The following is a 10822-nucleotide window of genomic DNA, read 5'->3' as shown; positions in this document are numbered from 1 at the left end:
ACGGCCGGCGCGTCACTGCTCGACGAAAGCGCGCTCGATGACGTAATCGCCCGGCGTCGTCGTGCTGCCTTCCTTGAAGCCGCGGATCTCCAGCATCTGCTTCATGTCGCGCAGCAGCGCCGGGCTGCCGCACAGCATGATGCGGTCTTCCTCCGGGTTCAGCGGCGGCAGGCCCAGGTCAGCCTGCAGCTTGCCGGTCTGGATCAGGTCGGTGATGCGCCCCATGTTCCGGTAGGGCTCGCGCGTGACGGTGGGGTAGTACATCAGCTGCTCGCTCGCGAACTCGCCGAGGAACTCGTGCTTGGGCAGGTCCATCGCCAGGTGGTCGTGGTAGGCCAGCTCGGCCACCTCGCGCACGCCGTGCACGACGATGACCTTCTCGAAGCGCTCGTACGTCACAGGGTCGCGCGCGATGCTGATGAACGGAGCCAAGCCCGTGCCGCTGCCCAGCAGGTACAGGCGCTTGCCCGGCAGCAGGTAGTCGATCAGCAGCGTGCCGGTGGGCTTGCGGCCGACGATGATCTTGTCGCCCGGCTTGATGTGCTGCAGCTTGGACGTCAGCGGGCCGTCCGGCACCTTGATGCTCAGGAACTCGAGGTTTTCCTCGTAGTTCGCGCTGACGATGGAGTACGCGCGCAGCAGCGGCTTGCCGTTGTCGCCCTTCAGCCCAATCATCGTGAAGTGACCATTGGAGAACCGCAGCGCCTGGTCGCGCGTGGTCGTGAAGCTGAACAGGCGGTCCGTCCAGTGGTGGACGGTCAAGACGGTCTCTTCGTGGAAGGCACTCATGGCGATCAGGTTTGTGGGTTAACCCCATATTTTCGCCGGGAAGTGGCCTTCCCCGGTCTGAGGAAGGTCAAGCAATCGCGTGGGCCGCCTTCGCGCTACGTCGAGCCAGGCGGCGCCGAGCCCCCTCCCGGAGGCTCGGCCGCGGCTTCAGCGCACCACGAGGAAGTACTGCACGCCGCTGGCCTGCGTGTCGCTGCTGCCCGTCTGCACCACCGCCACGCGTCTGTCGTCGCTGGCGTGGAACACGGCGATGCCATAGGACTGCGTCCCACCGATCACGGGCAACCGGATGTCCCCGGCGGGGAACAGCAGCGAGCCGGTAAAGCGCTTGAGCACCTCGGGGTACTGCGGCGAGTAGCTGCCATTGGGAGCCGCATTCACGATGGCGATCGCCTCGGCGGCCGTGGCGCTGTGGCTCACCGACAGCACGGGGCCACCCAGCGTACCCAAGTACTGCAGGTCCGACGTCCGGAAGTAGTTGCCTCGGGCGGAGAACAGCAGCGATTCGTCCGTCGACAGCCACAAAGGGTTGGTCATCGAATAGTCGCCTGTGGCGGACGACGGCGTACCCCCCGTGCTGCCGGGGAAGCTGCCGTTGGCTACATTGACGGCCGTCCACGAGGTTGAGCCATATCCGTCTGGCAAGAGGTACGCCCGTCCGAGTGACTCCGACAGCACGCCTCGCGTGACGCCGTAGTAGCCCGAGTAGTACGGACCGTTGTTGCCGAGTATCGCCCCGGTCCGGGCGTTGATGGCCGTGATGGGCTGGTTCCCGTACGAGCCAGAGGACTGCCCCATGACGAACACGATTCCGGAGTTGGCGGTGAGCACCTCGGTCTGCGTACCGTTCGTGCTCGTCGTGTTCAGCAGCGTGCCCGCTGCCACATCGACCAGGCTCACGCTGCCTTCATAGAGCACCCCTGCCAGCCGTCCATCGGCAGACAGCGACAGCGCCTTGACGGCTGTCGGCAGCGCAATCGCCAGGTCAGTGCCGGCCGACGGGTCGACGAGGTGCAGCTGGTTGGGATTGGCCGAGACGACGACGAGCTTGTTCTGCGAGCGGCTGAAGCGCATCAGCAACGGCTTGTACGCCAGCGGCACCGTGCCGGCCGTGGCGCTCAGCACGCTGATGCTCACACCGGCCACCGCGCTGACCTGGCCGTCGCTGACCGTGACGGACGCGTAGTAGTCGCCCGGCACGTCAGGCGTCAGATTCAGCGTGGCTGTGTTGGTCGTTGCGGGGCTGGCATTGGAGCCCGCCGGGCGGGTGTCCAGCGCCCAGCTGTAGGTCAGCGTGCCGTTGTTGTTCCTGCTGTAGCTGCTGGCCGCTGAGGCCGTGATGTTGCCGCCCAGCAGCACCATGGCCTGGCTGCGGTCGAGCACGACGACAGGCGGGCGATTGCCGACGTCGACGTTGACCGACTGCACGGCGCGCAGCCCCGCAGCATTGGTGACCGTCAGCGTGGCCGAGTAGCGCCCGTCCCGGTCCGGCGTGAAGCTCGGCGTGGCGGTGCCTGCATCGCTGAGCGTGGTCGTGCTGCCGGCGGGGCGCGTATCGAGCGTCCAGCTGTAGGTCAGCGCGCCGCCGGCAGGATCCTGGCTGCCGCTGCCACGCAGCGTGATGGCGCTGCCGACGACGGCCACATAGCTAGGCCCGCCGGCCTGGGCCACCGGGGCAGCGCTGGCGGAAACGACGGCAATGGGGCCGAAGGCGGCCTTGACGGTGACCCGATGGAAGGCCGACGCGCCGGTGATGCGGTCCAGCACCGCGAATTGCAGCGTGTACGAGCCTGCCGCGTCGGGCACGAAGCTGATGGCGGTTGGCGACACGTTGATGAGCTGCGTGAGCGCGCTGCCCCACGGCTTGTCCACGACTGACCAGCTGCTGTCGGCGCTGCCGCTTGGCGCATAGCTGCCGCCGCCGTCCAGCGACACAAGGCTGCCCACCGGAGCGTCCAGGCTGCTGCTGGCCGACACTGTCGACACGCTGCTCGACACGACGACGGTCGGCGCGAGATTGCCGACGTCAAATGTATGCACGGCATCGGCGTAGAGACCGGACAGCGACGTTGCGCGCACGCGGACCTGGTAGGTACCCACGACATCGGGCGTCAACCGGGCCGTCGTGCTGGTGGACGACAGCTTCGCAGTGCTGCCGCTGGGCGCCGAAAGCAGCGTGAACGCGAGCGTCACCGCACCGCCATTCGCGTCCGTGCTACCCGCGCCATCGAGAGTCACGACGGAACCGGCCGACACCGACTGGGTCGGGCGGTTGCTCACCGGCCCGGCGAAGTTCACCGCGGCATCGACGTTCACGACCGGCACGGCCGCCGTGACGGTCACGGGCAGCACGGTGCTGGCGGTCGTGCCGTTGGCGCCGACCTGCAGCGTGAACTGGTAGTTACCCGCGACGTCGGGGACGAACGTCGCAGTCGCTGCGGTGGCGTTCTGCAGTGCAGCCGTGCTTCCTGCGGGTTTGGCGCTCACCGTCCACAGATAGCTGCTGATGCTGCCGGCGGCAGTGCTGCTGCTTCCGTCGAGCGTCAGGGTGCTGCCGACGGGCGCCTGCACCGTGGCGTTGCTCGTGCCTGTCGCCGCCAGCGCCGTTGCGCGGATGACGGCCGTCGGAGGTTCCGCGGCAGCGGGCGCCGTGGAAGGTGCGCTGCTGCCGGCACCGCCGCCACAGGCGCTCAACGCGAGCAAAGCTGCTCCCAGGCATGCGGCGGCCGCGTGCCGAATCTTCTTGATCATGACTTCTCCCTGATAACTCAGCGCCTTGGGCTGGCCGCTGGCGGCGGCATGTTAATCAAGGCCAGGGCGGCTCCGCGCGTGCCACCAGCAATCAGGGGGAGTTTGGATGCAGTTTCAGCAGGCGTGGCCCCGGGCCTTCCTCGCGCTTGACGTCCGCCGGGTTGTACAGCGCGCAGGCCTTCAGCGACAGGCAGCCGCAGCCGATGCAGCCGGTGAGCCGCTCGCGCAGTTGCTGAAGCGCGGCGATGCGCTCGTCAAGCAGCGGCGTCCACTGGGCCGACAGCCGCGTCCAGTCCGCCTTGTTGGGCGTGCGGCCATCGGGCAGCGTAGCCAGCGCGGCTCTGATCTGCGGCAGCGTCAGCCCCACCACCTGGGCCGCCCGGATGAAGGCCACGCGGCGCAGCACATGCCGCGGGTACTGACGATGGCCACCCGCGCTGCGCGTGGCGGCGATCAGGCCCTCGGCCTCGTAGAAGCGCAAGGCGCTGGTCGCGACGCCCGCGCGGCGCGCCAGCTGGCCGATGGTCAGCAACACCGCGCTTGACTTCAAGTCAACTTCAACTTCGAGCATGGCGCCATGTTCCCACGACCCGAGGCTCCCATGTCGCCCGAGACTGCCACCTTCACGCCCGCCACGCCGGCCCAGCTGCACCACCTGCTCGATGCCGGCCGGGCCTGGTCCGCCACCTATCTCGAACGGATGAGCAATCACCTGCCTATGGCCCAGCAGGCGTTGCTGGAGCTGGGCGCGTCGACCGGCCGGCTGCAGGCCTTCACCGAGGCCGAGGAGTCTCATCTTGAACCGCAGGCCGTGGCGTGGCCGGCGCGCAGCGACGCCTCACGCGACCTGGGCCGGCCCGACCGCGACGCCGCCTGGCGATCGCACTTTGCCGGCCGCATCGCCGACGTGGGAGCGGACGCGGCACTGCGCGAGGCGTTGGCGGTGCTGCTGCCGGGGGCCGGCGCGATCGCCTTCCATGGCCTGATCCGCACAGGCCACGCGGTGCTGGCCGGCCATGACGGCGAACTGGCCGCGGGGTTGGCGCATTGGGCGTCGCACTTCACGCCGCTGGCGGTGGCGGACGGCGCCCCGCTGGCGCTGGCCGGCTGGCTGCAGGCGCTGAGGTCGCTGCTCCGCCCCGCCTACCCGGTCGGCAGCTTCATCGCCGACCGCATGCAGGCCTGGGGCGGTACGCCCGGCTTCGCCGCCGTCGCCGGCCGGCTGCAGACCGGGCCCGACTCGCTGCGCGACCTCGCGCTGCTGGCGGCCCGTACCTACGCTGCCAGCGGGAACTTCACCGTGCTGCACCTGCTGACCGCAAGCCATGCGATGAGCGTGCTGCAGCCCTGGTGGCCCACCTCCGAGCTGCCGCATGGTTTCAGCGTGGCCGCTGCCGCCGGCCTGCTCGCCAGCGGCGCCACACCGTCGTTCGCGCTGGGCAACTCGCCCAGCCGCCCCTGGCCGGCGTTGATCGCGGCGGCCTGTGCCCATAACGACTTGCACGTCATCAAGCTCACGCACGCGGCATGGCGGCTGGACCGCCAGTGGCCCGACCCGGCCTGGCGCAGCGCGGTGGAGCGGGCCATTCCAGTTTGATGGATTTGTCCTCCAGTAAACTGGAGGAATGGACATCACCGAACTCATCGGGCGCCGCCTGCGCGAGCTGCGTGCGGCGGCTGGCCTGTCGCTGGACGCGTTGGCGCAAAAGAGCGGCGTCAGCCGTTCCAACATCTCGCTGATCGAGCGCGGCCAGAGCAGCCCGACGGCCGTCGTGCTTGACAAGCTGTCGTCGGCGCTGGGCGTAAGCGTCGCTTCGATGTTTGAGGCCGCCCCGGCGCCCGCCGCCCCGTCGCCCCTAGCCCGCGTGGCCGACCAGCCGGTGTGGAGCGACCCGGCTTCGGGCTATGTGCGCCGCAACGTGTCGCCGCCGGGCGCGTCGCCGCTGCAGCTGGTGGACGTGATCTTCCCCGCCGGGCAGCGCGTGGCCTTCGAGACTTCGGCGCGCGATGCCGACATCCACCAGCTCATCTGGATGATCGACGGCACGATGGAGATCGGCCACGGTGCCGACCGATGGCAGTTGCAGGCCGGCGACTGCCTGGCCGTGCGGCTGGACGCGCCGATCAGTTTCCACAACCCGGGCGCCAGACCGGCGCGCTACCTCGTTGCACTCACTGGAGCCGAGCGATGACTACGATCCGTGAACTCGATAGTGCCGAGGCGCTGGCCCATGTCGACGAACTGGCCGAGGTGCTGCGTGACTGCGTCGAGGGCGGCGCATCGGTGGGCTTCATGCTGCCGCTGGCCGAGGGGCGGCCGGAGGCCTTCTGGCGCCGCGTGGCCGACGCCGTCGCAGCTGGCGAGCGCCATCTGTTCGTCGCCGAAGACGAGACCGGCCGCATCTGCGGCACGTTGTCGCTGGTCATCGACATGCCCGACAACCAGCCGCACCGCGCCGACGTCAGCAAGATGCTGGTCCACCGCGGCGCGCGCCGTCGCGGCATCGCCGAACGGCTGCTGCGCGCGTTGGAAGTGAAGGCCCGCGAGCTGGGCCGGACGACGCTGGTGCTGGACACCGTCACGGGCAGCGAGGCGTCGCGGGTCTACGAGCGGCTGGGGTGGCAGAGGGCGGGGGATATCCCGAACTACGCGTTGATGCCCGATGGCCGACCCTGCTCGACAACCTACTACTACCTGCACCTCACGCCTTCGCCAGTCATCCGGCGCGGGCGGCCCGAGGATGCTGACGCGGTGGCCGCGCTGATTGCGAGCTATGAGCAGGAGCTTTTGTCAGATCCTGGAGGCGAAGGGGCCGAGGCCTTCATGGCGTCCGTCAGCTCGGCCGGGGAACGGAGCTACCTTGCCGATGCTCGATATCGCTTCTGGTTGGCGCATGCGCCGACCGGAGAGTTGCTCGGCTTCATCGCGTCGCGAGATGCCAGGCACGTCTTCCACCTCTTCGTCGACCGCGGATTTCAGCGCCGTGGACTCGCTCGGACGTTGTGGCGTTGCATGCTGGCCGAAGCTGGTCCCGCGTCGGCCGAAGAGCCCTACACGGTCAATGCGAGCCTGAATGCCGTGCCAGCCTATCGTGCGCTCGGTTTTGTCGAGAGCGGCCCGGCGGTCCGGCGTCACGGTGTCGCCTTCACGCCCATGCGTTGCACGAGGACGAGGGGTTGAAGGATGTGGCGATAGATCGATTGGGCTTGGTTGTTCCAGGGGTTGAAGTCCTTGAACAAGAAGGTGGCCTCCGCCCCCGCGGCGTCACCAGCATGACCGGTAGTGCCGCTCGCCTTCAAATGCACCGGCGCGACATCGCCCGGCTGGCCCCAATCGATTCCAAAAACTAAAGGATCGATGAGGTGCTTTCGACCGATCGGATGTAGATCTCCTCCCTCTCTCCCCGCGGCCTGATGGCCGCCGTCGATGCCACTGTGCCGCCGTTTTGCGTCGTGGCCGACGCCGCAACGAGACCACCCAAGACGCCGCCGCTGGTGCCAGGCGCGGCGTGCTTGATGTCAGAGGCCCTTTCGTACTTTTGATGGACGACGACATCGACCAGGCGCGCTGTTCTAGCGGAACCCGATACCCCTGCGCTCTCGTACCTGCGGCTTGGCCCGATGCTCGGCCTCCAGCTGCGCCAGGAACTCATCCGGCGTGAAGGCTTCACCCAGGATGTCTACCTGCTGACGAACCGCGGCGAAGTCGCCATGTGCCAAGCAGTCCAGCGCCGCGAGGCGCGAGCATTGTTCGTCGGTAGGTGCCGCGCCCGCCTCGCGCTCGAACATCGCCACACGCTGCTCCGTCTTCAAGGCCTTGAAGCGGATCTTGAACGCGAAGCGCCTGAGCGCGGCCTCGTCAAGGTCGTCGAACAGGTTGGTCGTACAGATGAAGAGCCCATTGAAGCGCTCCATGCCGGCCAGCATCTCATTGACCTCGCTGACCTCGTAGTTGCGCTCCGCGTGCCTGCGGCTGCGCAGGAAGCTGTCGGCCTCGTCCAGCAGCAGTACGGCGCCTTCCGTCTGCGCGCTCTCGAACATGCGCGCCATGTTCTGCTCGGTCTCGCCGACAAACTTGCTGGCGATGTCGCTGGCGCGGCGCACCATCAGCGGCCGGCCGAGTGCCTGCGCGATGTGCTCGGCCAGCGCGGTCTTGCCGGTGCCGGGAGGCCCGTAGAAGCACAGCTGGCCGCGACCTTTGCGGCGCAGCGCCTCAACGATGCGTGGGATCTCGAAACGGCTCTCGCAGTTCAGCAGGTCCAGCGTGTACTGCGTGACGCAGGGGCGGGCCAGGCTGGCTCCGTCGTCACGGCCCAGCGCCTTGTCGGCGTTCTGCAATTGCCGTTCGATGAGCTTCTCGGCGTCGTCGGGCGAGCCGGCTAGCTGCGCGAAGCGCACCGCCGTGCGGATCTGCGCCGGCGTCAGGCCCGGGCGTTCGGCCAGCTTGGCGATGAAGGCCTCGCTGATGGCCACCTCGCCCAGCGCCTTGGCGACGAGCCCGCGGCGGGCGCCGGGCGGTGGCGACTTCAGCTCCAGGTGGTACTGGAAGCGGCGGCGGAAGGCGGGGTCGATCTGCTCGATGCGGTTGGTCACCCAGATGACCGGCACCGGGTTGGTTTCCAGGATTTGATTGACCCAGGCCTTGCCGCTGACGGAGTTGCCGACACCACCTTCGGCGCTGGCGTCCAGCCGGTTCAGCAGCGAGGCCGTGTCGCTAGACAGCGGCGGGAACACGTCCTCCACCTCGTCGAACAGTAGCGCCACGTTGGCGCTGGCCTTCAGGAACACCTGGCTGATCTGCAGGGAGCGGTAGCGGTCGCGGCCGGACAGCGAATTGCCGTCACGGTCGGCGTACTCGACTTCGTACAGGTCCAGCCCCGCCGCGGCTGCGGCCACCTTGGCGAGTTCCGTCTTGCCAGTGCCCGGCGGGCCGTAGAGCAGGATGTTGACGCCGGTGGCATGCGTGGCCACGGCGCGGCGCAGCAGGCCCTGCAGCAGGCTGAGGTCTTCGGCGACGAACTGGAAGTCGGCCGGCGCCAGCGTGCTGGGCACGGCGGGCCGCGTGAAGACGGCCATCAGGTCGTGCGGTCCCTGGTACTCGCGCATCAGCACCGGAGGCAGCTGGTCGCTGACCTTCATCAGGTCGGCCAGGTCGGTGATGTTGTGTTCGGAGATCAGGTTCTCCACCATGCCGATGCGTTCCAGCCGCGAACCGGCGCGCAGTGCCTCGGCCACCTCGCGCTCGTCGACGCCGGCGACCGCGGCGATAGCGGCGAAGGCCTCCTGCGCGGTGTTGACCTTGAATTCGACCAACGCGCCGCGCAGCTCGCGCTGGTAGCGGGCCAGCGTGCCATACAGCAGGATGGCGCGCTCGGCCGGGTTCAGCTGCAGCAACTGGCCCAGCGCGTCGATGTTCTTCTCGACCAGCGTGGACTCGCGCTTGAGCTGGCGGTCCAGGTGCTCGCACGTGGTGGCGAGCAGCGCCATCATGTCCTTGGGCGCGTCCTTGGCGTATTCGTCCAGGTAGAAGAACAGCGTGCCCTCGGAGAACGGGCCGCTCCATTGGCCGAAGCGTTCAAGGAAGACGTCGTCCGGCAGCGCTTCATGGCCGCGCCACAGCTCGTTTCCGGTGCAGCGCTGACCCAGGTAGCCACGCAAGCGCTGCAGCACGCGCACAGGCCACACGAGGTGGCGACCTGTGAAGGAAAGCAGGCCGTTGAAGTCGCGGCGCAGGTTGAACCGCCCGGCGTGCTTGACGGTCAGCGTCAGCACGAACTGCGAGCACATGCGGTCCAGCACCGGGGCGCTGTCCAGGCCGGGCGAGGGCAGCACGCGGGCGGCGGAGGCCCGGGGGGCTGTCTCTGCGGCGGCGGCTCGCTTCACCATCGATGGGCTCCTTGCCGGCTGAAGGCCGGCGCTGCCCATCTTGTATCAGGGTTGGAGGCCGATCAAATGTAAGAGGCGGCCCGACAGTGTTCAGTGCATCACGACCGGCTGCTGGCCCATCAGCGCGTAGCGCTCGATGAAGGCGTCCAGTTCGTCCTCGGACGGCTCGCCGTCCTCGATGAGCGCCTGCACGCCCTGCTGGAAGGATTCGGCCAGCGCGCCTTCGATGAAGATTTCCTTGCGGGCGAACTTGTCGACGATCTCGAAACCGCCGCGGTTGAGCTGCGGGCCGGCCAGCTCTTCAGCGGGCGGCACGTCGAACTGGACGACGATGAAGCTGTCGGAGTTGTAGAGCATGTGCATGGAGTTCTCCTCGGGGCTTCAACTGCGGCTTGGGCGGGGCGTTTCAAGCCCCGGTCGGGACAGATACTGGCAGAACGGGGTTCAAATCGGGTCATCCCCTGGCCTGACAACGTGTAGGAAGCGTCAGGAGTTCACGTCGGCCAACGTGATTTCGTAACCCTTCGTCTCCGGGTCGCCGTAGCGCAGACGGACGGGCCAGTAGCCGCGGGACGTGTCCAGCCAGACGTCGATGCCCGGGTCGTGCTCGCCGAGCGACTGACGTCGTAGGTGCAGCGCGCCGGCATCGACAGGGTCGCCATCGACCGCCTTGAACACCCACTCCCGCAGCTCCCCGCGCACGCCGGCGACCCACAGCCGCCAGCGTCCGCCCGGTGCCGGCGCGGCCTGCACCAGCGCGGCCAGCTGCAGCCACCAGGACAGACGGTCCTGTGCGCCGTCCGGCAGCGGCAGCTGCGCGGGGCTGGCGGAGAAACTGACGCGCCGCCCCTCGCTGTCGAAATTGATGGCCTGCCGGTCTCGGCCGCCGCGCTGCAAGGCGAAGCGCTCGGGCGCCAGGCCGCCACCGCCGGTGCGGCCCAGGCTTTCCAGCGCGGGCAGCGCGCGCTCGCCGATGCGGCGCGTCAGCCGCAGCGTGTAGCGGCCATCGGGCTGGGGCTGCCAGTCCAGCAGCGCGTCACCGTCCTGGCCGTCCTGGCGCAGCCGGTAGGGCCAGGACGCGGGGCCGGCCAGCCGCAACGGCGGCGCCTCGGCCGCCGCCGCCGCCGGTGTCTCGGCGGCCGGAGCCGCGGGCTTGTCCTGCGGCGGGCGCGAACGGCTTGGTGGTGCGGGCGGTGCGGCCTCGGCCTGCGGGGCGGGCCGTGGCGTGGCCGGCGCGATCGGCAGGGCCAGCGTGACGGCGCGGGGCGGGCGTGGCGCGTCGCGGCGTTCGCGATCCCCGCCCAACAGCAGCGAATGCACCGCGAGGCTGGCCGCCAGCGCGAACCAGGCGGCGCGAGGCGGGAGCAGGCGGGCGCGCATCGCACAATGCTGCCAT

General features: G+C 68.9%; 9 protein-coding genes and 1 pseudogene. 4 read left to right on the top strand and 6 right to left on the bottom strand.

Annotated elements, in window-relative coordinates; all coding sequences use genetic code 11:
* Positions 1-12: 12 nt before the first annotated feature.
* The 3 genes from LXT13_RS24085 to soxR form a co-directional block, all read right to left on the bottom strand.
* Complete coding sequence (locus LXT13_RS24085; RefSeq protein WP_233374856.1) at positions 13-789, bottom strand: ferredoxin--NADP reductase; 777 nt, start codon at positions 787-789, stop codon at positions 13-15.
* Between the two features lie 147 nt (positions 790-936).
* A complete protein-coding gene (locus LXT13_RS24080) occupies positions 937-3540 on the bottom strand; it encodes a PKD domain-containing protein (RefSeq protein ID WP_233374855.1) in 2604 nt (867 codons plus the stop codon).
* A gap of 91 nt (positions 3541-3631) precedes the next feature.
* Positions 3632-4090, bottom strand: coding sequence for a redox-sensitive transcriptional activator SoxR (gene soxR / locus LXT13_RS24075; protein ID WP_233374854.1), 459 nt, complete (start codon positions 4088-4090; stop codon positions 3632-3634).
* 51 nt (positions 4091-4141) lie between these two features.
* On the opposite strand from soxR, the gene LXT13_RS24070 reads away from it, so the two are divergent.
* From LXT13_RS24070 to LXT13_RS24055, 4 genes and pseudogenes are all read left to right on the top strand, one after another.
* On the top strand, positions 4142-5137 hold the full coding sequence (locus LXT13_RS24070) for a questin oxidase family protein (RefSeq protein ID WP_233374853.1): 996 nt from the start codon (positions 4142-4144) through the stop codon (positions 5135-5137).
* A 28-nt stretch (positions 5138-5165) separates the two neighbouring features.
* On the top strand, positions 5166-5732 hold the full coding sequence (locus tag LXT13_RS24065; RefSeq protein ID WP_233374852.1) for a helix-turn-helix domain-containing protein: 567 nt from the start codon (positions 5166-5168) through the stop codon (positions 5730-5732).
* Positions 5729-6235, top strand: a pseudogene (locus LXT13_RS24060) (GNAT family N-acetyltransferase); the annotation flags it as partial. The gene LXT13_RS24065 and the pseudogene LXT13_RS24060, both read left to right, overlap by 4 nt.
* A gap of 57 nt (positions 6236-6292) precedes the next feature.
* Complete coding sequence (locus LXT13_RS24055; protein ID WP_349254862.1) at positions 6293-6721, top strand: GNAT family N-acetyltransferase; 429 nt, start codon at positions 6293-6295, stop codon at positions 6719-6721.
* Positions 6722-7113: 392 nt separating this feature from the next.
* On the opposite strand, the gene LXT13_RS24050 is transcribed toward LXT13_RS24055, so the two are convergent.
* The 3 genes from LXT13_RS24050 to LXT13_RS24040 all read right to left on the bottom strand — a co-directional run bounded on the left by LXT13_RS24050 (position 7114) and on the right by LXT13_RS24040 (position 10806).
* The gene (locus tag LXT13_RS24050; RefSeq protein WP_233374851.1) at positions 7114-9426 is read right to left on the bottom strand and encodes an ATP-binding protein; all 2313 of its coding nucleotides are present in this window, start codon (positions 9424-9426) and stop codon (positions 7114-7116) included.
* A 90-nt stretch (positions 9427-9516) separates the two neighbouring features.
* Entirely contained in the window at positions 9517-9789 is a 273-nt protein-coding gene (locus LXT13_RS24045) for a BTH_I0359 family protein (protein ID WP_233374850.1), read from the bottom strand.
* A gap of 123 nt (positions 9790-9912) precedes the next feature.
* Positions 9913-10806, bottom strand: a complete 894-nt coding sequence (locus LXT13_RS24040) for a DUF3108 domain-containing protein (protein ID WP_233374849.1) — start codon at positions 10804-10806, stop codon at positions 9913-9915.
* Positions 10807-10822 lie beyond the last annotated feature (16 nt).

Source organism: Pelomonas cellulosilytica (assembly GCF_021353265.1).
Classification (GTDB): Bacteria; Pseudomonadota; Gammaproteobacteria; order Burkholderiales; family Burkholderiaceae_C; genus Pelomonas; species Pelomonas cellulosilytica.
This window is presented reverse-complemented; position numbering and strand designations above follow the sequence as displayed.

Bases quoted from the DNA above. Each gene is read 5' to 3' on its own strand.
- LXT13_RS24085 (WP_233374856.1), bottom strand. From the start codon at position 789: ATGAGTGCCTTCCACGAAGAGACCGTCTTGACCGTCCACCACTGGACG.
- LXT13_RS24080 (WP_233374855.1), bottom strand. From the start codon at position 3,540: ATGATCAAGAAGATTCGGCACGCGGCCGCCGCATGCCTGGGAGCAGCT.
- LXT13_RS24070 (WP_233374853.1), top strand. From the start codon at position 4,142: ATGTCGCCCGAGACTGCCACCTTCACGCCCGCCACGCCGGCCCAGCTG.
- LXT13_RS24065 (WP_233374852.1), top strand. From the start codon at position 5,166: ATGGACATCACCGAACTCATCGGGCGCCGCCTGCGCGAGCTGCGTGCG.
- LXT13_RS24050 (WP_233374851.1), bottom strand. From the start codon at position 9,426: ATGGTGAAGCGAGCCGCCGCCGCAGAGACAGCCCCCCGGGCCTCCGCC.
- LXT13_RS24045 (WP_233374850.1), bottom strand. From the start codon at position 9,789: ATGCACATGCTCTACAACTCCGACAGCTTCATCGTCGTCCAGTTCGAC.
- LXT13_RS24040 (WP_233374849.1), bottom strand. From the start codon at position 10,806: ATGCGCGCCCGCCTGCTCCCGCCTCGCGCCGCCTGGTTCGCGCTGGCG.